The organism is Pseudomonas sp. PB105 (genome assembly GCF_009764655.1).
Taxonomy (GTDB): Bacteria; Pseudomonadota; Gammaproteobacteria; order Pseudomonadales; family Pseudomonadaceae; genus Aquipseudomonas; species Aquipseudomonas cyclaminis.
In genome coordinates, this window is record NZ_RWIO01000046.1 from 1 (window position 1) to 25626 (window position 25626).

The following is a 25626-nucleotide window of genomic DNA, read 5'->3' on the forward strand; positions in this document are numbered from 1 at the left end:
AGCGAGTGTCACTGCCTGAGCTTTGAAGTCGTCGGTGTAACTGCGGCGGGTTTGCTGTGACATAGGTGCCTCCAAGGTTGCGATTAAAATATCGCTTCTTGGCGTCCGCTGCGAGGGAACAAGTCCATGGTTACTTTTGGGCCTTTCCAAAAGTGACCCGCCGTAAGGGCGGAACCATAGGCAGCCGTTACCCAAATAACGGATATGTACCCCGACAAACCCGGTAGCACCCAACCAACTCAATCAAACACACCGCGCCCGCATGAAATCCCCCCACCGGCGCACCAGGTAGTTGTGCTCATCCATCACCGAATTCCACACCGCGATATGCCCCATCCGCTGCTCATACGACCCCCCGTCCCGCACCTCACCCACATCAATCAACGGCAACCCATCACTCCCCAACAACTCTTCCCGAGCAGCCTTCCCGGCATACCAATAATCCCACTCAGCGCTGCTCAGGTGGTCGCGACTGCGCGCAGGGTTGCCGATGTAATAACCCTGGCGGGCCATGACCGCGCCGGGCCAGCCGGACAGCCACCAGTTGAGGTAGGCATAGGCCGCATCCAGCACCGGGCCTTGGGCATGGCGCGACAGCGACAAACCGCCAAACCAGGCGCGATAGCCTTCGCGGGGCACGGCCAGACGGTATTTCACCCCGGCGCGATGCAAGCGCATCAAGGTCGGCGACCACAGGCTCTGGATATCAACGTTCGGGCTGAGCATCAATTGCGCCGCCTCTTCATCGTCAGACCAGAACGCCGCGAAGTGCCCCTCCTTCTGCTTGCGCACCAGAATGTCAGCCAACACGTCGATCTCTTCGATGCTCATGTTGCCGATGTCGTTAAAACGGGCCAGCCCTGCGCCCTGCACCGCCAGCGCGGCATCCAGGGCGCCGATGGCGGCGTCACTTTGCAGCGCCGTGCGCGCGCGCCAGGCCGGGTCCAGCAGCCAGCCCCAGCTCTCGTTGCCGTGGCAAAAGCCTTCGGGCAGACGCTCGGGACGGTAGGCGAAACTGTCGGCATTGTGGGTCAGGGGCAGCATGCTGATGCGTTCGGTGACGGTGCTGCCGAGGCTGCCGTCGTGCTGCACGAATAAGCGCTCGCTGGGCACGCTGCCACTGCCCAGGCGGTCGCTGGAGGACAGGCGCCCGCGCTTGGGCAGGTCGTTGATCTCATGCCACAGCGCGATGCGTCGTGTATCGATGGGCTGGATCGCACGGGCCGGCCACACAAAGTCGACGTTGTGAAACCACTGGTCGTACAGGTCGTAGCTGTCGGGCTGCATCACCGCAATGCGCTGGGCCTGTTCGACGTCGTGCACCTGGTAGATCAGCCGAATGCCCAGTTCCTGTTCAGCCCGAACGCGCAAGGTTTCGAGCAAGGTCACGGAGGTGCCGAGGACACGTAGGGTGATCATCCGGCGAACCGCCGCGAGAACGCCTCAAAGGATCGCCGGAGCAGCGCCGGGTCCAGGCCGCGCAGGATAAACACCAGGCGCGATTGCCGATCCGTGCCCGGCCACGCAGGCAGATGGACCGGGGCATGCAGGCAGTGCTGCACGCCATGAATGACGATGGGGGCGTTGCTGGCGTTCACGTTGAGCAGTCCTTTGACGCGAAGGATTCGTTCGCCGTGGCATCTTAACAGCATCGACAACCACACCCCGAAACCCACCCAATCCAGCGGCTGGTCGAAGGTCAGGCTGCACACTTGCGCCGCGCCGTGGGTGGCGCTGGTGGTTTGATGCAGTTGCCAGCGGCTGACTTCCACCGTCGGCTCGGCGCTGCGCAGGCCCTCGCCGAGCAGCAGTTGTTCGCCGCTGTGGATGTCATGGGTGTTGAGGATCGGCGTGCCGGCGTTGAGTGCCCGCAGGTGCGCCCGCAGTGGCTCGCAGTCGCCCGCCAGGTCCGTCTTGCTCAGCAGCAAACGGTCCGCGGCCGCCACTTGGGCCAGCCACTCCGGGTGCAGGCGTTCTTGCAGGGCGGCGTGGCTGGCGTCGACTAGGGTGATCACCAGGCCAATGTGAAAACGCCCACGCAATTGCACATCGTTGTTCAGGGTGGCGAGGATCGGCGCCGGGTCGGCGAGGCCGGTGGTTTCCAGGATCACCCGTTTGAACGCAGGTATTTCGCCACGCTCACGGCGTTGCAACAGGCCGAGCAGCGCGTCCTTGAGTTCTCCACGGATCGAGCAGCACACGCAGCCGCTGGGCAGCAGAACAGTGTCGGGCGCGACTTCTTCGACCAACAGATGGTCGATGCCGACGTCGCCGAATTCATTGATCAGCAGTGCGGTATCGCCAAGGCTTTCGCCCTGCAGCAGGCGCTTGAGCAAAGTGGTCTTGCCGCTGCCGAGGAAGCCGGTGATGACATTCAGGGCGATGCTCATGGGGCGGACTCCAGGTGATCCAACAGCCGGGCATCGAGGGGGTCCAGCGGGCGGCCGAGCATGGTTTCGGCCGCCTGCCAGAGTTGATCCAGGCCGCTCGCCAATGCCTGTTTACCGGTGGCGCCCAACAGCAGATAGGAAGCGCCCTGGAAGTCTTCGACCTTGAGCCGGAACACCGCCAGCACCTGGTTGATCGCCGCAATACGGCGCAGGCGCTCGCGGCGTCGGGGCAATTCGTCGCCCAGGGGGTCGCTCCAGTGCAGGTCTTCGCCGAGCAATCCGCAGAGTCCGCACATGGCTACACCTCACTCATGGCATGACGTCGCCGGAGTTCGGGCCCAGGGTCTGGCCGACGAACAGATTGCCGCCCGGCTCGCTGGCGAGCAGCACGGCGGTGGGCGCGACTTCATCCGCCAAACCGAAGCGGCCCAGGGGCAGTTCGGCAGCCTTGGCGCGTTTCCAGTCGTCGCTGATACCGCCGACCAAAGGCGTTTCAATCGGGCCAGGGGCGATGGCGTTGACCAGCACATTGTCCTTGGCCACTTCCAGCGCCAGGGACTTGGTAAAGCCGATCACGCCCGCCTTGGCGGCTGCGTAGTGAGTCAGTTCGGCGCCGCCCTTGATGCCCAGTTGCGAGGCCACATTGATGATCCGCCCCCAACGCTGCGCGACCATGTGGGGCAAGGCGCGCTGGCTGGCGACGAACACACTGGTGAGGTCGACGCGCAGCATGTCGTTCCACATCTCGATGGACAGATCGACGCAACGCGCCTGGGTCAGCATGCCGGCGTTGTTGACCAGAATGTCGATGCCGCCGAAGTGTTCGACGCAACGGTCGACACTGGCTTGGGCGCCTTCGACGGTGCCCACATCAGCCAGGCATTCAAAGACCTCGGCGCCGAGGTTGCGGCAGGTGATCGCGGTTTCGGCGAGGCTGGCCGCGTTGCGGTCGGCCAATAACAGACGCGCGCCTTCAACGGCGTAGGCGCGGGCGATGGCAGCGCCGATGCCGCTGCCGGCGCCGGTGATCACGGCCCGGCGGTTAGTCAGTTGGTTCATGCAAAAACTCCTGAAAAAATCCACTTCCAATGTGGGAGGGGGCAAGCCCCCTCCCACATTTTGATCGAGTACACCTGTTAGTCAGGCCAGCGCACAGTGAGGCCGCCGTCGATGACGATGCTCTGCCCGGTCAGATAACTCGACGCCTCACTGGTCAGAAACTGCACCAGCGACGCCACCTCATCAGCCCGCCCTACCCGCCCCAACGGAATCGCCCGCGCTGCTTTCGCCAAGCCCTCCGGCCCCAGCGAGTTTTTCGCGTCCAGGGACTGCGGCGTCTCGATCAACCCCGGGATCACCGCATTGCAACGAATGCCCAAGCCCGCCAATTCCACCGCCAGCGACCGGCACAAGCCCGGCACACCGGCCTTGGCGGCGGCATAGTGCGAGTGTTCCTGCCAGCCGTACACGCCACCGGCAATCGAGGAAATCGCCACCAGTGCGCCGCCTTCCTTCATGTGCCGCGTCGCCGCACGGAAGGTGCGCATCACCCCCGTCAGGTCGACGTTGAGCATCTCGTCCCACAGCGCATCGGTCATCTCCAGCAGCGGCGCGCGACGCAGCAAGCCGGCGTTGGCGACCGCGTAATCCAACCGGCCGAAGTGCTGCACGGCCTGTGCGGCCAGGGCGTCCACCGAAGCGGTATCGCCCACGTCCAGCGGCAACATCAGGCATTCGCCACCGGCCTGTTCCACCAGGTCGACAGTGGCTTGCGGGTCGTGCGGGTCGGCCGGGTAATACCCGCCCACCACTGCCACGCCGCTGCGCGCATAGGCCACGGCGAGGGCTTGGCCGATGCCGCTGGCGGCACCGGTAATCAAGGCAACTTTACGACTCATCAATGGCTCCTTATTGAACGGTTTCCGGACGCACATGGCGGGCGGCAAACATCAACATGCCGGACAGGAAGCACGGTAACGCGCCGAACCACAGCGCAGCGGTCTGCCAGTCGCTGCCGGCGGACAACACTTGGGTCGCACCGAAGCCTGCGACCACTGCACCAATCGGCCCCATGGCATGGATGATTGCGCCACCGGTGGCACGGATGCTGGTGGGGAAACTTTCGCTGATAAAGAACAGTGCAGCCGAGTACGGCCCGATCAGGAAGAACAGACCCAGGCTGTACAGCCCGACCACCATGGCCATGTTGCTTGGGCCGAACAGCATGCCGGCGAACGACAGCCCGCCGAGCATCCAGCCCAGGCCGATCACGTTGCGGCGGCCGATCTTGTCGCCCATCCAGCCATGGCTGAGGTAGCCGCAGTAACCCACCAGGTTCGACAGCACGAGGATGATCAACGAGTTCTCGAACGAGATGTGGTGCACGCTGACGATCACCGACGTGCCAAGCACGCTGAACACCTGGATCGCTGCCCAGTTGAGCAGCAGCGCCGCGCCGATCACCAGCGTGGCGCGACGGGCCGGGCCACGGAACGCCGCTTTGAGGCCAGCCTTGCTGTGTTCGTCGTAATCCACGCCGTAGGTCACGGCGACGTTCTGCGCTTCTTTCACCGCGCCGCTTTTACGCAGTTCGCTGATGCGCTGGTGGATCTGGAACTGCGGGCTCTCCTTGAGCTTGCGCGCCATGATCGCGATCACTACCGCAGGGATCGCGGCGAAAATGAAGCAGCCCTGCCAGCCGATGATCGGCAGCAGCAACGCGGTCAAACCGGCGGCGATCAACGCACCGACCGGCCAGCCGCCCTGCACCAGGCTGTAGATGAAACCGCGGCGTTTGGTCAGGCGCGGGTCTTCCGAGGCGCCATACAGTTCGGTCAGATAGGTGGCGTTGACGGTTTCCTCGGCATACCCCAGGCCACCCAGCGAACGGATCAGAATCAGCGGCGACTTGCCCCACGCGCCGCCAATGGCCGTCAGCGCCGAGCACAGCGCAGAGCCGGCCACGGTGAAAATAATCCCTTTACGGCGGCCCAATTTATCCACGATTGGGCCGATGGCCAGGGCAACCACGGCAGTACCCACCGCCACCCAGGTCGCGATTTCAGCTTGCTCCACTTCACCCCAGCCAAAGTGTCGGCCGATCTCCGGCAACAACGTGCCAAAAAGGATGAAGTCATACACCGCAAACACCCAGGCAAAAAACGCGATCCAGGTGGCGAAGCGCACTTCCTGGGACGTCAGTTGCCGGGGTTTCCAGCCAGTCAGGTCAAGCTTGTTGTAGATGGACATAATCGCGCCTCGGGAGGTGGGGGCTGCTTGGGTTGGGATCAGGTACGCGGCTGGCGGCGGATAAAGTCGTCGGCGATTTCGTCGAAGGTGACGAAGCGCACGCCGGCATGGCTCTGGATGTGTTCGATCAGGCGCTCAAGCATCAACAGCACTTGCGGGCGGCCGGACACGTCGGGGTGAATGGTCATGGTGAACACCGCGTGTTCGTGTTCGCGGTAGACCCAGTCGAACTGGTCGCGCCACATTTCTTCCAGGTGACGCGGGTTGACGAAGCCGTGGCTGTTGGGGGCTTTCTTGATGAACATCATCGGCGGCAGGTCGTCCAGGTACCAGTTGGCCGGGATCTCTACCAGGTCGGTTTCTTCGCCGCGTACCAAGGGTTTCATCCAGGTGTCGGGGTGCTGGCTGTAGTCGATCTTGGTCCAGCTGTCGCCCTTGCGCACGTAGTAGGGATGGAAGTCGTTGTGCATCAGGCTGTGGTCGTACTTGATGCCTTTTTTCAGCAGCAGTTCGTTGGTGACCTTGCTGAATTCCCACCACGGCGCGACGTAGCCGGTCGGGCGCTTGCCGGTAACCTGGGTGATCAGCTCGATGGACTTATCCAGCACGATCTCTTCTTGCTCGGCCGTCATCGCGATGGGGTTTTCATGGCTATAGCCATGCACACCGATTTCGTGACCGGCATCGGCCACCGCCTTCATCTGCTCGGGGAAGGTTTCCATCGAATGGCCGGGAATAAACCAGGTGGTGCGCAGGCCGTAGCGTTCGAACAATTTGAGCAGGCGCGGCGCGCCGATTTCACCGGCGAACAGGCCACGGGAGATGTCGTCCGGCGAGTCTTCGCCGCCGTAGGAACCGAGCCAGCCGGCGACGGCATCCACGTCGACGCCGAATGCACAGAGAATGTCTTTAGCCATGATGTGTCTCCTTAAATGTTGAGTACGGATTCGACAGACAAGGCCGCGCGCAACAGCCGCGCGTCCTCCCCCGTCGGGGCGCTGAGCAGCAGCCCGGTGGGCAGGCCCTGGGCGTCGCGGCCGCTGGGCACACTGACGCCTGGCATGTCGAGCAAACTGCCGGGCATGGTCAGGCGCAGGGTGGCGAGGTTGGTGCTGATGAACAGGTCATCGTCGGCTTCCAGCGGTGCCAGTGGCGGCGCGACATGGGCCACGGTGGGGGTGATCAGGATCGCGCCGTCGAGGTCGTCGAGCAGTTGCTGTTGCAGGCGGCGGCGCGCATCGGTCAGGTGGATAAGTTGGCTGGCCGGCAACGTGCGCGCAGCTTCAAGGCGGCGGCGCACACGGGGGTCGAGTTGCTCGGCATCGGCGCTGTCGAGCAGGCTCTGGTGCAGGGCGAAGGCTTCGAAGGATCCGAGCCAGCCGTGGTGTTTGATCAGGTCCAGGGTGGCCTGGAAGGTCGGGCATTCACGTTCTTCGATCAGCGCGCCTTGGGCCTGGAGTTGCGCCACGGCGCGCAGCAGGTTGTTGCGCACCGCAGGCTCGACGTCCTGCTGCGCCAACACAAAGCGCTGGCCCTTGAGGCTGCGGGCGTTGTGGGTCTGGGCGCGGCCATGGAGCAGGTCGTCGATGGCCAGCGCATCACGCACGCTGCGGGTCAGCGGGCCGAGGCTGTCGAGGGTGTGGGCCAGGGGAAACACGCCGTCACGGCTGTAGCGCCGACTGCTGCTGCGATAGCCGACCAGGCCGTTGAGGGCGGCCGGGATGCGAATGGAGCCAGCGGTGTCGGTGCCCATGGCAATCGGCACAATCCCGGCGGCCACGACCACGGCCGAACCCGAGGACGAGCCGCCGGGAATACGCGCTTGGTCCGCCCCATGAGGGTTGTGCGGCGTGCCGAAATGCGGGTTCAGGCCCAGGCCGGAATACGCCAGTTCGCTGAGGTTGGTCTTGCCGACGCTGACCATCCCGGCGCGGCACAGCAGGCCCACGCTCGGCGCATCGAGCAAGGCGGCAGGCGCGTTGCGCCGGTAAGCCGCGCCGGCGGTGGTGACGCTGCCAGCCACGTCGAACAGATCTTTCCAGGCCATGGGCACACCGTCGAACCTGCTCAAGGGTTGGCCGGCGCGCCACCGGGCAGCGGACGCTTCGGCTTCACGGCGGGCGCGCTCGGCGGTCAGGGAAATGAAAACGCTGGCCGAGCCGCTCGCTTGATCGAGTGCCTGTTCGAGGGCTTGCACCGGGTCGCTGCGACCGCTGGCGAAATCCTCGGCCATTGACGTGGCGTCTGACATCAGGAAAACCTCATAAAACGTACATATTCATAAAATGTACATTTTACAAAGGCAGCTTTCGTGCCAGTCTCTATTTTGCCTCGTGTAGCTGATTGCGGTTTTCCGTCCATAACTGCGGGATAGATGGTTTGGATAAGGGCAAAAAAGTCTTGCGTTGCGTTCGTGAGTCGCCCTCAATGAAATAATGTATCTTTTATTAATAAGTACATTTTGGTGCAGAAAAGTAACAGCCGTCACTTTCAGGCCCCAAAAAAGTGCCAGCGACGTAGCACAGAGTGACAGGTGCAACTTATGAGAGAATCCCCGGCCACCGTCCTACAAGCCCCAGGGAACGTAATGAAAGCAGTGTCCGCCTCGGCCTCCCGTTACGCGATGATTCACCAAGTGTTGCGCGACGCGATCGTCAACGGCATCGCTCGGCATGGCCTGGTTTTACTGGAAGCGCCGTTGGCCGAATTGTTCGGCACCAGCCGCGTGCCGGTGCGCAAGGCCCTGGACCTGCTGCATGCCGAAGGCTTGATCTGCCGTTTCGCCGGCCGAGGTTATCTGATCAACCCCGAGGGGCTGGCCATGGAGCCGCTGCGGCTGCCGCTGAGCCATGCGCATCTGGGCCTGAACGGCGAGGCTGAACTGGTGGACACCCGGCCCTTGGGTGAGCGCATCGTCGAGGGGATCGGCGCGGCGCTGTCCACTTGCATTGCGTTCGGCCATTACCGCCTGGATGAACAAGCCGCCGCCGACCACTATGGGGTCAGCCGCGCAGTGGTACGTGAAGCGCTGATGCGCCTGCGCGACCGGGGCCTGGTGGAAAAAGAGCCTTATTCCCAATGGCTGGCCGGGCCCTTGACCGCACGGGAAGTCACCGAAGATTACGAACTGCGCGCCTGCCTGGAGCCCGAGGCCCTGCGCCAGAGCGCACCGGACCTCGACCGCGAGATGCTTGAAGCGATGTTGCGGCGGGTACTGGATGCCCAGGACAGCGCCGAGTGCAGCCTGGAAGCCATCGAACAGATCGAGGAAGACTTGCACCAGCGCTGCCTGGCCGGGATGCAGAACCGCAAGATCGCCGCACTGATTCGCCAGGGCCAGAGCCCGATGATCATCAGCCGGATTTTCTACCGTTTGCTGGGGATCGGCGCTGATCCGGCGATGTTGGCTGAACATCGCTTGATTCTGGAGCTGTTGCTGCATGGCGCGTTTGATGCGGCGGCGTTGAACCTGCGCGAACATTTGCAACGGGCACGCCAGCGGATGTTGCAGCGGTTGAAGGTGTTATCGGTATTGCCGGAGCAACCCCTACCCGCCTACCTGCACAAAATCAGCTGAATGCTCCCACATCGACCGCATGGCAGCAGATAATTTATGCAATATGTTGCTATCTCACTCCCACCATTGAAACCACTGCTGGCCCGCCCCATCTAACCTGCATACTTCCTTATGCAGGTGCCCCATGAGCGACCAGCAAGAATTCCCTGATTACGACCTCAACGATTACGCCGACCCAGAAAACGCTGAAACCCCTTCGTCCAATACCGGCCTGGCCCTGCCTGGGCAAAACCTGCCGGACAAGGTCTATATCATCCCGATCCACAACCGGCCCTTCTTCCCGGCGCAAGTGCTGCCGGTGATCGTCAACGAAGAGCCGTGGGCCGAGACGCTGGAACTGGTGAGCAAATCCGACCACCACTCCCTCGCCCTGTTCTTCATGGACACGCCGCCGGAAGACCCACGTCACTTCGACACCTCCGCGCTGCCGCTGTACGGCACCCTGGTGAAGGTGCACCACGCCAGCCGCGAGAACGGCAAGCTGCAATTCGTTGCCCAGGGCCTGACCCGCGTGCGCATCAAGACCTGGCTCAAGCACCACCGCCCACCGTACCTGGTGGAGGTCGAATACCCGCACCAGCCCACCGAGCCGACCGACGAGGTCAAGGCCTACGGCATGGCGCTGATCAATGCGATCAAGGAACTGCTGCCGCTCAACCCGCTGTACAGCGAAGAGCTGAAGAACTACCTCAACCGTTTCAGCCCCAACGACCCGTCGCCCCTCACCGACTTCGCCGCCGCCCTCACCTCGGCGACAGGTAATGAGCTGCAGGAAGTGCTGGACTGCGTGCCGATGCTCAAGCGCATGGAAAAAGTCTTGCCGATGCTGCGCAAGGAAGTCGAAGTGGCGCGCCTGCAAAAAGAACTCTCCGCCGAGGTGAACCGCAAGATCGGCGAACACCAGCGCGAGTTCTTCCTCAAGGAACAGCTCAAGGTTATCCAGCAAGAGCTGGGCCTCACCAAGGACGACCGCAGCGCCGACGTGGAGCAGTTCGAGCAGCGCCTGGAAGGCAAGGTGTTGCCGGCCCAGGCGAAAAAACGCATCGATGAAGAACTGAACAAACTGTCGATCCTGGAAACCGGCTCGCCGGAATACGCCGTGACGCGCAACTATCTGGACTGGGCCACCTCGGTGCCATGGGGCGTGTATGGCGAGGACAAACTTGACCTGAAACACGCGCGCAAGGTGCTGGACAAGCACCATGCCGGCCTGGATGACATCAAGAGCCGCATTCTCGAATTCCTCGCGGTGGGCGCCTATAAAGGTGAAGTCGCCGGTTCCATCGTGCTGCTGGTCGGCCCGCCGGGCGTGGGCAAGACCAGCGTGGGTAAATCCATCGCCGAGTCCCTGGGCCGGCCGTTCTATCGTTTCAGCGTCGGCGGCATGCGCGACGAGGCCGAGATCAAGGGCCATCGCCGCACCTACATCGGCGCCCTGCCGGGCAAGCTGGTGCAGGCGCTCAAGGATGTGGAAGTGATGAACCCGGTGATCATGCTCGACGAGATCGACAAGATGGGCCAGAGCTTCCAGGGCGACCCGGCTTCGGCACTGCTGGAAACCCTCGACCCGGAGCAGAACGTCGAATTCCTCGATCACTACCTGGACCTGCGCCTGGACCTGTCCAAAGTGCTGTTCGTGTGCACCGCCAACACCCTGGACTCGATTCCCGGCCCTTTGCTGGACCGTATGGAAGTGATTCGCCTGTCGGGTTACATCACCGAAGAAAAAGTCGCCATCGCCAAACGCCACCTGTGGCCAAAACAGCTGGAAAAAGCCGGGGTCTCGAAAAACAGCCTGAGCATCAGCGACGGCGCCCTGCGCGCATTGATTGACGGTTACGCCCGTGAAGCCGGGGTGCGCCAGTTGGAGAAACAACTGGGCAAGCTGGTGCGCAAGGCGGTGGTCAAGTTGCTGGATGAGCCGAAGTCGGTGATCAAGATCGGCAACAAAGACCTGGAAAGCTCCCTCGGCATGCCGGTATTCCGCAACGAACAAGTGCTGTCCGGCACCGGTGTGATCACCGGCCTGGCCTGGACCAGCATGGGCGGCGCGACGTTGCCAATCGAGGCGACACGCATCCACACGCTCAATCGCGGCTTCAAGCTCACCGGGCAGTTGGGTGAGGTGATGAAAGAGTCCGCCGAAATCGCCTACAGCTACATCAGCTCCAACCTGAAGTCGTTTGGCGGTGACCCGAAGTTCTTCGACGAAGCCTTCGTGCACTTGCACGTACCGGAAGGCGCTACGCCGAAGGACGGCCCGAGTGCCGGGGTGACCATGGCCAGTGCGCTGTTATCCCTGGCGCGCAATCAAGCGCCGAAAAAAGGCGTGGCCATGACGGGCGAACTGACGTTGACCGGGCATGTGCTGCCGATCGGCGGGGTGCGCGAGAAGGTGATCGCGGCGCGGCGCCAGAAGATTCACGAGCTGATTCTGCCGGAGCCGAATCGCGGTAGTTTTGAAGAGTTACCGGACTATCTGAAGGAAGGCATGACGGTGCACTTTGCCAAGCGCTTTGCGGATGTGGCGAAGGTGCTGTTCTGACAAACTTCTAGCGTCTGTGAAGGCCTCTGTGGTGAGCGGGCTTGCCCCGCGCTGGGTGGCGAAGCCGCCCCTGAAAAACGCTGCGCGCTGTCAGACAAAACGTGGCGTTCGGTTTTGGGCCCGCTGCGCAGCCCAGCGCGGCAAGCCCGCTCACCACAACAAGCAAGCCCACACTCACTTCTGTCATTTCCCTCCTGTCACACCTTGTCTCATCTTCGGTTATGCTCCCCCTTCGTCGTGTATTAACGGAGCCTTCATGACCGCTGCCCGCCTGTTTCTCCCCTTGAGCCTTGCCCTGCTGGCCGGATGCGCCAGTGCCCCCAAGCAAAACGTCAGCGTGGACAACCAGAGCGCCTGCCCGCTCCAGCTTAAAACCGGGCAAAACCTGATCCTCACCCTGCCCAGCAACCCCACCACCGGCTACCGCTGGGCCATCCAGGATTCCGCCGGCGGTGTGCTGCGAGCGCTGAGCCCGGAGGTATACAGCAGCTCAGAGTCCGGTGTGATCGGCGGTGGCGGCCAATCCACCTGGCGCTTCCAGGCGTTTACTGCCGGCCAGGGCCGTTTGCGCCTGACCTCCCAACAACCTTGGGAGCCGGAAGCCGAGCCGGCCGAGACTTTCGACTGCGCCATTACGGTGAACTGATATGCCCTGGCTGATTCTTGCGTTGATGGGCGCGGCCACGTTTATCTACGGCTTGAGCACCCACGCGATGTTGCTGTGTCTGCTGGTCAAGCCGCTGCCGGTATTGGCGTTGTTGGGTTGGCTGCATGACGCACCGCCCACCGACTATCGACGCTGGATCAGCCTGGGGCTGATTTTTTCCCTGGTCGGCGATGTGTTGCTGGCCTGGCCGGGCGACCTGTTTATCTTTGGTCTCGGCGCGTTTCTGTTTGCTCACCTCGCGTACCTCAAAGCCTACTTCAGCGATTGCCGTCGTTTGGCGTTGTTGCCATTGGCTCTCGCACTGGGCGTGGGCGCGATTCTGCTGAGCATCCTGATTTCCCATGGGCTCGGCGACTTGCTGATACCCGTGGTGGTTTACGCCTTGGTGATCAGCGCCATGCTCTGGCGTGCGCTGGCACGATTGGGCAGCGACGTGCCAAAACGCTCGGCAGTGTTGGCGGCGGCGGGCGCGGTGTCGTTTGTGTTTTCCGACGCACTGATCGGTATCAATCGCTTCGTGGTGGCATTCGAGGCGGCGCCGTATTTGTTGATCGCTACTTATTGGCTTGGCCAGTGGGGGATCACCGCATCAGCATTCCATCAGACAACCCGCGCACACGAGGGCCAACTTGGCTAAAATGCCGGCCTTTCCCCCATCGTCGCCGGAACAGCCGTGAGCAAAGAACCCGATCGCCTATTCGCCCAGCCCCTGCCCCAGGTGCCGGACTTCGCCTTTAACGAGGATGTGGTGCGGGTGTTCCCGGACATGATCAAGCGCTCGGTGCCGGGTTACCCCACTATCGTCGAAAACCTCGGCGTGCTGGCCGCGCAATTTGCCCAACCGGGTAGCGTGCTGTATGACCTGGGCTCTTCCCTGGGTGCCGTGACCCAAGCCCTGCGTCGCCATGTGCGCACCGAGGGTTGCCGGGTGATCGCTGTGGATAACTCGGCCGCGATGGTCGAGCGCTGCCGCGAATACCTCAATGGCCAGGACTCGATGTTCCAGGAGCTGCTGCCGGTCGAGGTGATCGACGGCGACATCCTCGCGTTGCAGTTCCAACCGGCCTCGGTGGTGGCGCTGAATTTCACCCTGCAATTTATCGCCCCCGACGAGCGCCTGGCTTTGTTGTCGCGTATTCGTCAGTCGCTGCTGCCCGGCGGTGCATTGATCCTCTCGGAAAAGCTGCGCTTCAATGACCTTGAAGAACATGCGCTGCTCACCGATCTGCATGTCGCGTTCAAACGCGCCAACGGCTACAGCGAACTGGAAATCGCCCAGAAGCGCAGCGCCATCGAAAACGTCATGAAGCCCGACAGCCTCGAAGAACACCGCGAGCGCCTGCTGGCGGCCGGGTTCTCGAAAGTCGTGCCGTGGTTCCAGTGTCTTAACTTTGCCTCGTTGATTGCCCTGCCATGATTGATCTGTCCCCCCTCGCCCGCCATTTGGTCGGTACTCCCCTGGCCGTATGGGCCCAAGGCCTGCAAGCGCAGCTCGACAGCAAAATGGAAAAAGGCCATGGCGACCTGGAGCGCTGGCAGAGTGCGTTGGATGCGCTGCCGAAGATCATGCCCAGCAACGTCGACTTGCTGAACGACCTGGTGCTGGACACCGACTGCGACGACGAAACCCGTGCGCAAATGCGCACCGCATTGTTAGGCCTGTGCCCGTGGCGCAAGGGGCCATTTCACCTGTTCGGCGTGCATGTGGACACCGAGTGGCGTTCGGACTGGAAGTGGTCGCGGGTCGCGCCGCACCTGGACCTCAAGGGCAAACGCGTCCTCGATGTGGGCTGCGGCAATGGTTACTACATGTGGCGCATGCTCGGTGCCGGTGCCGACAGCGTAATTGGCGTGGACCCGAACTGGTTGTTCTTCTGCCAGTTCCAGGCGGTACAGCGCTACCTGTCCGAACCCAAGGCCTGGCACCTGCCATTCCCGTTTGAGGATTTGCCGGCGAACCTGGAAGGCTTCGACACGGTGTTTTCCATGGGCGTGTTCTACCACCGCCGCTCGCCCATCGAGCATTTGCTGGCGTTGAAGGACACACTGGTCAAGGGCGGCGAGCTGGTACTGGAAACGCTGGTAGTGGAAGGCGATCAACAGCAAGTGCTGGTGCCGGAAGATCGCTACGCGCAGATGCGCAACGTGTGGTTCCTGCCGTCGGTGCCAGCACTGATGTTGTGGCTGCGCCGCGCCGGTTTCAGCGATGTGCGTTGTGTGGATGTGAGCGTGACTACAGTCGAAGAACAGCGGGGGACGGAGTGGATGAAGTATCAGTCGCTGAGTGACTTCCTCGATCCGGAGGATCACAGCAAGACGATTGAAGGACTGCCGGCGCCGATGCGGGCGGTGATCATCGCCAGGAAATAATCCCCAATCTCTCTGAAAAAGTGGAGATCAAAATGTGGGAGGGGGCTTGCCCCCTCCCACATTTGCTCATCCGTGTTCTTTAGGTTGGCGGCTTGGCTCGGCGGGCCTTGAAGAATTCGCTCAAGACTGTGCCGCACTCCTCGGCCAGCACACCACCTTCAAACAACACCCGATGATTCAAAAAGCCCTGGGTAAAAAACTGCCCCTGGCTCTGCACAATCCCCGCCTTGGGCTCCAGCGCGCCATACACCACCCGCGCAATACGCGAATGCACGATCAACCCCGCGCACATGCTGCACGGTTCCAACGTCACATACAGCGTGCTGCCCACCAGCCGATAGTTGCTGATGGCCTGGGCGGCGGCGCGGATGGCGACCATTTCGGCATGAGCGCTAGGGTCGTTGCCGCTGATGGGGCAGTTGAAACCACGGCCGATGATTTCGCCGTCCTGCACCAGCACCGCGCCCACCGGCACTTCGCCCAGTGCCGCGCCTTGGGCGGCGAGGGCCAGGGCTTCGCGCATAAAGTCCTGGTCGCGGCTGCGGTCGATGATCGCCGTGGGGCGAATCTGGCGCATCACGCCACCTCGATGGCGGCCATCAGGCCGGTTTCCATGTGGTCGATCACGTGGCAGTGGAACATCCACACCCCCGGGTTATCCGCCACCAATGCCACGCGGGCGCGCTCGTTCTTGCCCAGCAGGTAGGTGTCGGTGAAATACGGGATCACCTTGTGGCGGTTCGAGGCGATCACCTTGAAGCTCATGCCGTGCAGATGGATCGGGTGCTGGTACTGGGTCATGTTCTTCAATTCGAAAATGTAGCTTTTGCCCTTCTCCAGCTTGGCTATCGGGCGGTCGGCGCAGGTCTTGTCGGTGATGTCCCAGGCTTGGCCGTTGATCTGCCACAGGCTGGGCGGCTTGCCGTTTTCGACGTTGACCGACACCGAGCCGACCCACTCGAAATTGAAGTTGAGTTTTTCCGCATTGGCCAGGTCCGGCTCGGCGACCGGGTTCGCCGGCAGCGCGGGCGGCCATTCGGTGGGCGCATCGGTGTTGGCTACCGAGCGGAAGGTGCCCAGGCGCACCGGTCCATTGCGGATCGACAATTCTTCACCCGCAGGCGGTGCCTTGATCGCCAGGCAGATGCGCATGCCCGGGCCCAGCCAGTATTCCTTGCCCAGCGGGCGCGGTTCGATGGGGTTGCCGTCCAGCGCGTAGATCTTCGCTTCGACGTCGGGAATGTTGATGCGGTAAGTCAGGGTGTTGTCGAGATTGAGCAGGCGCACGCGAGTGATCTGCCCGGCGGGCAAATCGATCACTGCCTGGGACACACCGTTGATGGTCGACAGCCGCCCAGCCGTACCGCCACGTGCCGCTTCACGGGGGATGCTGAAGGCGACAAAGGCGCCCTCTTCATCGACGTGCCAGCTTTTCAGGCTGAGGGTGCGTTCGTGCTTGAAACCGGTGGGTTCGCGTTCTTCGATGATCAACGGGCCGACCAGGCCACGGCCGAGTTCTTCGCTGCTGTTCACATGGGGGTGATACCAGTAGCTGCCGGCGTCGGGCACGCGGAATTTGTAGTCGAAGTACTCGCCGGGCAGTACCGGCAATTGCGAGACGTAGGGCACGCCGTCCATTTCCAGCGGCAGGCGGATGCCATGCCAGTGAATGGTGGTGGCGACCGGCAGGTGGTTGATAAAGCGCACCCGCAGCCATTCGCCTTGGCGCACACGCAACTCGGTACCCGGTGCCGAGGGGCCGAACGCCCAGGCTTGGGTCTTGTGGCCTGGCACCAGTTCCACGTTCAACGGTGCGGCAATCAGCTCGTAATCGTGACCCGCTTCGGATTCGGCGACTTTCCCCAGCCAGTAGCGGTAGGCGCCACCGGCACCGACGCCCACTACGGCCAGGCCTGCAAGACCACCCAGGATTTGTCGACGGGAAAAGGATCGGGACACAACAACCTCACGTATCTGCCGCAGGCGCACGGCCTGCAAAGGGCAGATACGATACACCTGCATCGGCTAAACAGTAAGGCTTCGCATTGCCGCACAGCTGAATTGTGGACTGCAATGAAGATCAAAAATGTGGGAGGGGGCTTGCCCCCGATTACGGTGCATCAGATAAGAGTAGGCTGACTGACACACTGCTATCGGGGGCAAGCCCCCTCCCACATGTTGATCTCCATTGAATCTTATAGTGTGCTCGCTCAGGTCCTGGAAGCGGCCAGGATCAGGGCCTTCATCTCGGCCACTGCGCCTTTGAAACCGACGAACAGCGCATGAGCCACCAGCGCATGACCGATGTTCAGCTCGTTGATGCCCTTGATCGCGGCAACAGCTTCCACGTTGTGGTAATGCAGGCCATGACCGGCGTTGACGATCAGGCCTTCATTGAGGCCGCAGTTCACACCGTCGATGATGCGCTGCAGTTCATCCGCCACTTCAGTCGGCGTGGTGGCATCGGCGTAACGGCCGGTGTGCAGTTCGATGGCCGGCGCGCCGACGCGACGCGACGCTTCGATCTGGCGCTCGTCGGCGTCGATGAACAGCGACACTTCACTGCCGATCTTCGACAGGCGCTCCACAGCGGCCTTGATCCGCGCTTCCTGGCCGGCCACGTCGAGGCCGCCTTCGGTGGTCAGCTCCTGGCGGGTTTCCGGGACCAGGCAGATGTGCGCCGGGCGGATGCGCTCGGCAAACAGCATCATTTCTTCGGTGACGCCCATTTCGAAGTTCATGCGGGTTTGCAGCACGTCCTTGAGCAGCAGCACATCGCGTTCCTGGATGTGGCGGCGATCTTCGCGCAGGTGCACGGTGATGCCGTCGGCGCCTGCTTCTTCGGCATCCAGCGCGGCCTTGACCGGATCAGGGTAACGGGTGCCCCGGGCCTGGCGCAGGGTGGCGACGTGGTCGATGTTGACGCCAAGAAGAATGCGATTGCTGGTGGTCACGGAAGCGCTCCTGAATAGGGAAAGAAACGGTGCACAGCATACACGGGGATGTCAGGGCTTTCGAAACAACTCGCGGCTGACCAGCGGCCGTCCGCCCAGGTGCACGGCCAGGGCCTGGCGCATCAGGCGCTTGGCGGCGGACAAGGCGCCCGGCGCCGTCCAATCCGCTTCGCTCATGGCCAACAGCTCAGTGCCCTGGAACAGGCCCGGTTGCAGCAGGTAGACACGCTCAAGGCCAGCGTCGACTTGCAGGCGGTACATGCCATCGGCGGCGATGGGCGCGCCGTGCAGGTCGTTGTGAAGGTCGAAACCGTAGCCGAGGTCATCCAGCAGGCGCCATTCGAACGCACGCAACAGGGGTTCCAGAGGACGGCCTTCGGCCAGGGCCAACAGCGTGGCGGCGTAGTGATCGAAGACCGCCGGATGCGGGTCTTCGGCGGGCAAAAGACGGATCAGCAGTTCATTGAGGTACAGACCGCTGAACAGTGCATCGCCGTTGAGCCAGGCAGAGGTGCCGACACTTTCCAGCCGACCGACGTTTTTCAGCTCACCCTTGCCGCGAAACTCCACATCCAACGCAACGAACGGCCGCGCCAACGTACCCGCCTTGCCCCTCGCACTGCGCAAGACTGCACGCAGGCGGCCTTGGGGCGTGAGGAAATCTACCAGCGCGCTGGTCTCGCGATAGGCGCGGCTGTGCAGGACATAGGCGAGTTGGCTGGGGGGTTGGGATTGGGACATGGGTTCTCTATCTTGAAAACAATACAAACCTAATGTGGGAGGGGGCTTGCCCCCGATGGCGGTGGCTCAGTCACTTATCTATTAACTGACCCACCGCTATCGGGGGCAAGCCCCCTCCCACATTTTTTGCCCTGCCGTGTCCTTACAGGTCGCCGTAGCCCAGGGAGCGCAGTGCACGCTCGTCATCGGACCAGCCGCCTTTCACCTTCACCCACAGGTTGAGCATGATCTTGGAATCGAACAGCAACTCCATATCCTTGCGCGCTTCGGTGCCGATGCGCTTGATGCGCTCGCCCTTGTCACCAATGATGATTTTCTTCTGGCCGTCACGTTCGACGAGGATCAGCGCATGGATATGCAAGGTCTTGCCCTGCTGCTTGAACTCTTCGATTTCGACGGTGATCTGGTACGGCAGTTCGGCGCCCATCTGGCGCATGATTTTCTCGCGCACCAGTTCGGCGGCGAGGAAGCGGCTGCTGCGGTCGGTGATCTGGTCTTCCGGAAAGAAGTGCTCGTTCTCCGGCAGGTAGCCGGCGATCACGCGCTCCAAGGCTTCGAGGTTGTGACCGTGCTGGGCCGAGATCGGCATGATCTGGGCGTTCGGCAATTGTTCCTGCAACCAGGTCAGGTGTGGCATCAACTCGGCTTTGTCTTCGATGCGGTCGGTCTTGTTCAGCGCGACGATCAATGGCCCGGTGACGTACTGCACGCGCTCAAGGACCATCTGGTCTTCGTCAGTCCACTTGGTGCGGTCGACCACGAAGATAACCACGTCGACGTCTTTCAACGCCGCCGAAGCGGTCTTGTTCATGTAGCGGTTCAGGGCTTTCTCGCCGCCTTTGTGCATACCAGGGGTGTCGACGTAGACCGCTTGCACGGTGCCTTCGGTCTTGATGCCCAGCATGTTGTGGCGAGTGGTCTGCGGCTTGCGCGAGGTGATCGCGAGCTTCTGGCCGAGGATGTGGTTGAGCAGCGTGGACTTGCCCACGTTCGGGCGGCCAACGATGGCAACATAGCCACAGCGTGTTGCGGTTGAATCAGTCATGGCCATTCTCCACGCCCAGGGCAATCAGTGCTGCAGCGGCCGCTACCTGTTCGGCAATACGACGGCTCACACCCTGACCTCGGCTTTTTTCATTCAGTAAGGTGATTTCACATTCCACGAAGAATACGCGGCAATGGGGCTCACCCTGGATATCCACCACTTCGTAGCGTGGCAGTTCGCAACCACGGGACTGCAGGTATTCCTGCAGGCGGGTCTTGGGATCTTTGTTAGTGTCGACCAGCGTGAGGCTTTCAATCTCCGAAGCCAGCCAGGCGACCACGCGCTCCTTGGCCGTTTCCATCCCTGCATCGAGGTAGATCGCACCGATCAACGCTTCGAGGGCATCGGCCAGGATCGACTCGCGACGGAAGCCGCCGCTTTTCAATTCGCCGGACCCCAGGCGCAGGTACTCACCCAGGCCGAAACCACGGGCCAGTACGGCAAGGGTCTCACCTTTTACCAGGCGCGCACGCAAGCGCGACAGCTGGCCTTCGCGCGCTTGGGGGAAGCGTTCGAACAGCGCCTCACCGGCGGCGAAATTGAGAATGGCATCACCGAGGAATTCCAGGCGCTCGTTATTACGCCCTGCAAAGCTGCGGTGTGTGAGGGCAAGGATCATCAATTCCTGATCCTTGAAGGTGTAGCCGAGCTGGCGCTCTAAACGACTTAGCGAAACGGTCACGGTTTATCCATACCTAGTTGCTGCATATCTAGTGGGTGGCACCGGCGGCCATCGACGATTGACGCAGTGTTCAAATTCACATCCTGATGGTTACAGCCTGGAGCCGGAATTGTCCAAGCCCCAGAAAAGCAGTCGGCGCTGTGTTCACAGCGCCGCTTGTATTACTTGATCAGCCCGACCCGCGAGAAATTCGGCAGGTGGCTGAGCTTGGGTTCCGGCCAGCTCATCCAGACCGCGAAGGCCTTGCCGACGATATTCTGGTCGGGAACCATGCCCAGCAGCTCCTTGGGAATGCTCGGGTCATCCCAGTAGCGACTGTCATTGGAGTTGTCACGGTTGTCGCCCATCATGAAATAGTGCCCGGCCGGCACTTTCCACTCGCCGTCAGGCATGGCGCGGTAGCGGCTCATTTCCTTGCGGATTTCGTGCTCTACCGCACCGAGTTTTTCCTGGTACAGCTCGGCGCTGCCCAGGCTGTTCGGTTCGGAACCGAGCAGTTTCTCGGACACCGACTCGCCATTGATCAACAGACGCTTGTCGCTGGTATAGCGAATCACGTCGCCCGGCAGGCCCACCACACGCTTGATGTAGTTGACGTTCGGGTCGCTCGGATAGCGGAACACCATCACATCGCCGCGCTGCGGATCACCGACTTCAATGACCTTCTTGTCGATCACCGGCAGGCGAATCCCGTAGGAAAACTTGTTCACCAAGATGAAGTCGCCCACGTCCAGGGTAGGTTTCATCGACCCCGAAGGGATCTGAAACGGCTCCACCAGGAACGAACGCAGCACCAGCACGATGAACAACACCGGGAAGAACGACTTGCCGTATTCAACCAGCAAAGGCTCTTTGTTCAGTTTCTCGATCACCACGCCATCGGGCTGGCTGACGCTGCCCTGATAGGACGCGATGGCCGCCCGCCGACGCGGGGCGAAGAACACCAGATCGAGCAACGCCAGGAGACCGCAAACGGCAACGGCGATGACCAGCAACAGCGGGAAATTTAGCGACATAGGACCTAACTATCCAACCTGAGCACCGCAAGGAAGGCTTCTTGTGGAATTTCCACGTTGCCCACTTGCTTCATGCGTTTTTTACCGGCCTTTTGCTTCTCAAGCAGCTTGCGCTTACGGCTTACGTCGCCGCCGTAGCATTTGGCCAGTACGTTCTTTCTGAGAGCCTTGACAGAGGTCCGTGCAATGATCTGTCCGCCAATGGCGGCCTGGATCGCGACGTCGAACATCTGGCGCGGAATCAGTTCTTTCATCTTCTCGGTCAGTTGGCGACCTTTGTAGTGCGCGTTGTCCTTGTGCACGATGAGTGCCAGGGCATCGACCTTGTCGCCGTTGATCAACACATCCAGTTTCACCAGATTCGCCGATTGGTACCGGTCGAAATGGTAATCCAGGGAAGCATAGCCGCGACTGGTGGATTTGAGACGGTCGAAGAAGTCCAGGACCACTTCGTTCATCGGCAAATCGTAGGTCACTTGCACCTGGGTACCGAGGAACAACATGTCGTGCTGCACGCCACGCTTTTCGATACACAGGGTAATGACGTTGCCCAGGTGTTCCTGCGGCACCAGGATATTGGCGCGCACGATCGGCTCGCGCATGTCTTCGATGGAAGACAGGTCTGGGAGCTTGGACGGGTTGTCGACGTAAATCGTTTCACCGGTTTTCAACAACAGTTCAAAAATAACCGTTGGCGCGGTGGTGATCAGGTCCAGGTCGTATTCGCGCTCAAGGCGCTCCTGGATGATTTCCATGTGCAGCATGCCGAGGAAGCCGCAACGGAAGCCGAAGCCCAGGGCGTCGGAGCTTTCTGGGGTGTACTGCAACGACGAGTCGTTGAGGGTCAGCTTCTGCAGGGCTTCGCGGAAGTCTTCGAAGTCATCGGAGCTGACCGGGAACAGACCGGCGTAAACCTGCGGCTGGATGCGTTTGAAGCCCGGCAGCACGTCAACGTCAGGGGTAGAGCTCAAGGTCAGGGTGTCACCGACCGGTGCACCGTGAATGTCCTTGATACCGGCGATGATGAAGCCTACTTCACCGGCTTTCAGATCAGTGGTGGCGGTGTGTTTCGGGTTGAATACACCGACGCTGTCCACCAGGTGGATCTTGCCGGTGGACTTGACCAGGATCTTGTCGCCCTTCTTCACACGGCCGTGGCGCACACGTACCAGGGAGACAACCCCCAGGTAGTTGTCGAACCAGGAGTCGATGATCAACGCTTGCAGCGGATCTTCGTAGTTGCCGGTGGGGGCGGGGATGGTCTTGACCAGGCGTTCGAGCACTTCGTCGACGCCCAGGCCGGTCTTGGCGCTGCACTCGACGGCGTCGGTGGCGTCAATGCCGATGATTTTTTCGATTTCTTCTTTTACCCGGTCCGGATCGGCCTGCGGCAGGTCGATCTTGTTCAGCACCGGCATGACTTCCAGGCCTTGCTCGATGGCGGTGTAGCAGTTGGCCACGGACTGGGCTTCAACGCCCTGGCCCGCGTCCACCACCAGCAGCGCACCTTCGCAGGCCGCCAGGGAGCGGCTGACTTCGTAGGTAAAGTCAACGTGGCCCGGGGTGTCGATGAAGTTCAGTTGGTACTTGATACCGTCTTTGGCGGTGTAGTACAGGGTAACGCTGTGGGCCTTGATGGTGATCCCGCGCTCGCGTTCGAGGTCCATGGAGTCCAGTACCTGGGCTTCCATTTCACGCTCGGCAAGGCCGCCGCACATCTGGATGAATCGATCGGCCAGCGTCGACTTACCATGGTCAATGTGGGCGATGATGGAGAAATTGCGGATATGACTCAAATCACTCACGGATCAACACTCAAAAAGGCTGCAGGCAGATTGCCCGCTGAAAAATAGCCGGGAATTGTACCTGAAGCTTCAGCCAGACGTCATCTTTGCTGACCAGAACAAAAATGCCCCACTCATTCGAGCGGGGCATTTTTTGTGCATAAGCGCGGTATCAACCGGCTCGGCGCAGCAGCCAGAACCCGGCCAGGGCGCAGATGGCGGTCGGCACCAGCACCGCAAACAGCGGCGAGAAACCGAACACCAGGCTCGACGGACCGAGCAGATCCTGGGCAATCCGGAAGGTAAAGCCCACCAGCACACCGGTAAATACACGCTGACCCAGGGTCACGGAGCGCAATGGACCGAAGATGAACGAGATCGCCATCAACACCAGCGCGGCAGTCACCACCGGCTGCAACACCTTGACCCAAAACGCCAGCCAGTAGCGGCCGTTGTTCAGCCCTTGCTCCTTCAGGTAGTGGATGTAACTCCACAATCCGGAGATCGGCAGGCTTTCGGGGATCATCACCACGGTATTGAGCAATTGCGGTTTAAGTGCAATGTCCCACTCTTCACTTGGCACATTGATCACTTCGGTGCTGGCCTTGGTGCCTTGGCCGACATTGCGAAAGTGCGTAGTGGTGATATCCGTCAGTTGCCATTTTTCGCCGCTGTACTGTGCACGTTTGGCGAAGCTGGACGACAGCATGTGGCGTTCTTTATCGAAGGTGTAGCGCGTCACACCGATCAACAGGCCGCCCGGCTGCACGGCGTTGATGTGGATGAACTCATCACCCTGGCGGTGCCACAGGCCATGCTTGGCGCTTTGTGCATCGCCCGAACCCTGGGCCAGGGCGCGATTGGCCTGGGCAGTGGTTTCAGCCGGCGGTGCGACGTATTCACCGATCAGTACGCTGCACAGCATCAGCAGCAGCATGGGCTTCATCACCGCCCAGACGATACGACCGATGGACACCCCGGCGGCACGCATGATCGTCAGTTCGCTGTTGCTGGCCAGGCTGCCCAGGCCGATCAGGCAGCCGATCAGCGCGGCCATCGGCATCATGTCGTAGAGACGACGCGGCGCGGTAAGTGCCACGTAACTCAGCACATCCCACACGGTGTAGGTGTCGCTGACGTTGCCCACTTCATCGATGAAGGCGAACAACGAGGCCAGCCCGAGGATGATGCCCAGTACCGCCAGGATGGCGATCAGGACGCTGCTACCTATATAGCGATCGAGCTTAGCCACGAGCCAACTCCTTCTGGCCACGACGGCTCAACATTTTCAAACGGATAGGCTCCCAGTACAGCAGGCCCAGGCCGATCACCAGGAAGATCCCATGCACCCACCACAACCCCAGGGTCGGCGACAGCTTGCCTTTCTCCAGGGAGCCGCGGGCGGAAATCAGGATGGTGAGGTAAGCCATGTACAGCAGGATCGCCGGCAACAGCTTGAGGAAGCGGCCCTGGCGCGGGTTGACGCGAGACAGCGGCACGGCCATCAGGGTCACGATAAACACCAGCAAAGGCAGGGAAATACGCCATTGCAGCTCGGCGATGGAGCGCAGCTCCTGGCTACCGAGCAGCTCCGTCGTAGGAATGGCGTCGCGGTCGGTCACCTCGTCGCTGACATCCGGACGGGCGAGCAACACGCCGTAGGTGTCGTACTTGATAGCCCGGTAATCGGCCTGGCCAGGGCTGCCGTCATAGCGATAGCCGTTTTCCAGGATCAGGTAGCGGCTGCCGTCCGGCCGTATATCCTGGCGGCCTGACTCGGCGACCAGCACCGAGATACCCCGGTCTTTCTTGTCCTGGCCCAGGCGTTTCTCGGAGATGAATACCCCGCCCAGGTTGGCGCGGTCTTCGGTCATGGTTTCGGTGTAGGTGACCCGCGTGCCGTCATTGAGTGCCTGGAAGCGGCCCGGTTCGAGGGTGTCGAACTCGGTCATCGCGTCCTGCTTGTTCAGCACCAGCTGGAACTGCATGGCGCCCTGGGGGGCCAGGCTCAGGCTCAGCCAGGCGACGATCAACGCGACGCCCGCGGCCGGGATCATGGTCATGCCGAGCAGGCGCTGCTGGCTCATGCCGGTGGCCGAGAGCACGGTCATTTCGCTTTCGAGGTACAGGCGGCCGTAGGCCAGCAGGATCCCGAGGAACAGGCCCAGTGGCAGGATCAGTTGCAGGAATCCTGGCAGGCGAAAGCCCATGATCAGGAACAACGAACCTGGATCCAGGGCGCCGGAAGCAGCCTGGGCCAGGTATTTGACGAAACGACCACTCATGATGATGACCAGCAGGACCGCACTCACGGCACTCAGGGTCAACAGGACTTCGCGGGACAGATAACGGAAGACAATCAAACCAGACACTCCAGGGTTGTCAGGCTAAGGCGGCCAAACAAGCAGCATACCGAGTCAGCCCCTTACACAGGGCCGGCTAAAAAGATGGCGCATTATCCTGTGATTGACCGCGCCTGTCACTGCGCAACCTCACGCACACCTACAAAGCGTGCGCCAAGGGTTGTCAGGCTCCGTCGGCGAGGTTCAAACTGCGGCCTTTGTCGCTGGCGGTTTACGTAACTGCCACGCTTTAAAGCCTGGAGA

General features: G+C 61.5%; 24 protein-coding genes. 6 read left to right on the plus strand and 18 right to left on the minus strand.

Features of this window, described 5'->3' with window-relative positions; all coding sequences use genetic code 11:
- Positions 1-243: 243 nt before the first annotated feature.
- From EJD88_RS12460 to EJD88_RS12495, 8 genes are all read right to left on the minus strand, one after another.
- Positions 244-1419 carry a PotD/PotF family extracellular solute-binding protein gene (locus EJD88_RS12460; RefSeq protein WP_112193637.1) on the minus strand — a complete coding sequence of 392 codons (1176 nt, stop codon included), beginning with the start codon at positions 1417-1419 and terminating at the stop codon, positions 244-246.
- Complete coding sequence (locus EJD88_RS12465; RefSeq protein ID WP_158878093.1) at positions 1416-2390, minus strand: GTP-binding protein; 975 nt, start codon at positions 2388-2390, stop codon at positions 1416-1418. The genes EJD88_RS12460 and EJD88_RS12465 overlap by 4 nt, the downstream gene beginning before the upstream one ends.
- On the minus strand, positions 2387-2686 hold the full coding sequence (locus tag EJD88_RS12470; RefSeq protein ID WP_099585019.1) for a hypothetical protein: 300 nt from the start codon (positions 2684-2686) through the stop codon (positions 2387-2389). The genes EJD88_RS12465 and EJD88_RS12470 overlap by 4 nt, the downstream gene beginning before the upstream one ends.
- Positions 2687-2699: 13 nt before the next feature.
- A complete protein-coding gene (locus tag EJD88_RS12475) occupies positions 2700-3449 on the minus strand; it encodes an SDR family NAD(P)-dependent oxidoreductase (protein WP_158878094.1) in 750 nt (249 codons plus the stop codon).
- 77 nt (positions 3450-3526) lie between these two features.
- Positions 3527-4288: an SDR family NAD(P)-dependent oxidoreductase gene (locus EJD88_RS12480; protein ID WP_099585017.1), complete on the minus strand. Its 762-nt coding sequence runs from the start codon at positions 4286-4288 to the stop codon at positions 3527-3529.
- A 10-nt stretch (positions 4289-4298) separates the two neighbouring features.
- Positions 4299-5639: an MFS transporter gene (locus EJD88_RS12485; RefSeq protein ID WP_099585016.1), complete on the minus strand. Its 1341-nt coding sequence runs from the start codon at positions 5637-5639 to the stop codon at positions 4299-4301.
- A gap of 38 nt (positions 5640-5677) precedes the next feature.
- Positions 5678-6556 carry a polysaccharide deacetylase gene (locus tag EJD88_RS12490; RefSeq protein ID WP_003234086.1) on the minus strand — a complete coding sequence of 293 codons (879 nt, stop codon included), beginning with the start codon at positions 6554-6556 and terminating at the stop codon, positions 5678-5680.
- Between the two features lie 11 nt (positions 6557-6567).
- A complete protein-coding gene (locus tag EJD88_RS12495; protein ID WP_158878095.1) occupies positions 6568-7890 on the minus strand; it encodes an amidase in 1323 nt (440 codons plus the stop codon).
- Between the two features lie 336 nt (positions 7891-8226).
- Between EJD88_RS12495 and EJD88_RS12500 the strand changes: the two genes are divergently transcribed.
- The 6 genes from EJD88_RS12500 (at position 8227) to cmoB (ending at position 14798) form a co-directional block, all read left to right on the plus strand.
- Entirely contained in the window at positions 8227-9216 is a 990-nt protein-coding gene (locus EJD88_RS12500; RefSeq protein ID WP_158878096.1) for a GntR family transcriptional regulator, read from the plus strand.
- A 124-nt stretch (positions 9217-9340) separates the two neighbouring features.
- Positions 9341-11761 carry an endopeptidase La gene (lon, locus tag EJD88_RS12505; protein ID WP_099585013.1) on the plus strand — a complete coding sequence of 807 codons (2421 nt, stop codon included), beginning with the start codon at positions 9341-9343 and terminating at the stop codon, positions 11759-11761.
- A gap of 256 nt (positions 11762-12017) precedes the next feature.
- On the plus strand, positions 12018-12407 hold the full coding sequence (locus tag EJD88_RS12510; protein WP_099585012.1) for a protease inhibitor I42 family protein: 390 nt from the start codon (positions 12018-12020) through the stop codon (positions 12405-12407).
- Position 12408: 1 nt separating this feature from the next.
- Positions 12409-13065: a lysoplasmalogenase gene (locus tag EJD88_RS12515; RefSeq protein WP_099585011.1), complete on the plus strand. Its 657-nt coding sequence runs from the start codon at positions 12409-12411 to the stop codon at positions 13063-13065.
- Between the two features lie 36 nt (positions 13066-13101).
- Positions 13102-13845: a carboxy-S-adenosyl-L-methionine synthase CmoA gene (cmoA, locus tag EJD88_RS12520; RefSeq protein WP_099585010.1), complete on the plus strand. Its 744-nt coding sequence runs from the start codon at positions 13102-13104 to the stop codon at positions 13843-13845.
- Entirely contained in the window at positions 13842-14798 is a 957-nt protein-coding gene (gene cmoB, locus EJD88_RS12525) for a tRNA 5-methoxyuridine(34)/uridine 5-oxyacetic acid(34) synthase CmoB (RefSeq protein ID WP_158878097.1), read from the plus strand. The genes cmoA and cmoB overlap by 4 nt, the downstream gene beginning before the upstream one ends.
- Before the next feature lie 79 nt (positions 14799-14877).
- Here cmoB and tadA read toward each other — a convergent pair whose 3' ends face one another.
- The 10 genes from tadA to lptF form a co-directional block, all read right to left on the minus strand.
- Complete coding sequence (gene tadA, locus EJD88_RS12530; RefSeq protein ID WP_158878098.1) at positions 14878-15375, minus strand: tRNA adenosine(34) deaminase TadA; 498 nt, start codon at positions 15373-15375, stop codon at positions 14878-14880.
- Positions 15375-16757, minus strand: coding sequence for a multicopper oxidase family protein (locus tag EJD88_RS12535; protein ID WP_158878099.1), 1383 nt, complete (start codon positions 16755-16757; stop codon positions 15375-15377). Before EJD88_RS12535 ends, tadA begins: the two co-directional genes overlap by 1 nt.
- 251 nt (positions 16758-17008) lie before the next feature.
- Entirely contained in the window at positions 17009-17752 is a 744-nt protein-coding gene (gene pdxJ / locus EJD88_RS12540) for a pyridoxine 5'-phosphate synthase (RefSeq protein ID WP_099585007.1), read from the minus strand.
- A gap of 51 nt (positions 17753-17803) precedes the next feature.
- Positions 17804-18493 carry a DNA repair protein RecO gene (gene recO, locus EJD88_RS12545; protein WP_158878100.1) on the minus strand — a complete coding sequence of 230 codons (690 nt, stop codon included), beginning with the start codon at positions 18491-18493 and terminating at the stop codon, positions 17804-17806.
- Positions 18494-18635: 142 nt separating this feature from the next.
- On the minus strand, positions 18636-19538 hold the full coding sequence (gene era, locus EJD88_RS12550) for a GTPase Era (RefSeq protein ID WP_043204836.1): 903 nt from the start codon (positions 19536-19538) through the stop codon (positions 18636-18638).
- On the minus strand, positions 19531-20220 hold the full coding sequence (gene rnc, locus EJD88_RS12555) for a ribonuclease III (RefSeq protein ID WP_032886446.1): 690 nt from the start codon (positions 20218-20220) through the stop codon (positions 19531-19533). The genes era and rnc overlap by 8 nt, the downstream gene beginning before the upstream one ends.
- Before the next feature lie 161 nt (positions 20221-20381).
- Positions 20382-21236 (minus strand): signal peptidase I, encoded by an 855-nt coding sequence (lepB, locus tag EJD88_RS12560; RefSeq protein ID WP_099585005.1) that lies wholly within the window; start codon positions 21234-21236, stop codon positions 20382-20384.
- 5 nt (positions 21237-21241) lie between these two features.
- Complete coding sequence (gene lepA / locus EJD88_RS12565) at positions 21242-23041, minus strand: translation elongation factor 4 (protein WP_032859966.1); 1800 nt, start codon at positions 23039-23041, stop codon at positions 21242-21244.
- A gap of 151 nt (positions 23042-23192) precedes the next feature.
- The gene (gene lptG / locus EJD88_RS12570; protein ID WP_099585004.1) at positions 23193-24272 is read right to left on the minus strand and encodes an LPS export ABC transporter permease LptG; all 1080 of its coding nucleotides are present in this window, start codon (positions 24270-24272) and stop codon (positions 23193-23195) included.
- Positions 24265-25383 carry an LPS export ABC transporter permease LptF gene (gene lptF, locus EJD88_RS12575; protein ID WP_099585003.1) on the minus strand — a complete coding sequence of 373 codons (1119 nt, stop codon included), beginning with the start codon at positions 25381-25383 and terminating at the stop codon, positions 24265-24267. The genes lptG and lptF overlap by 8 nt, the downstream gene beginning before the upstream one ends.
- Between the last annotated feature and the right edge of the window lie 243 nt (positions 25384-25626).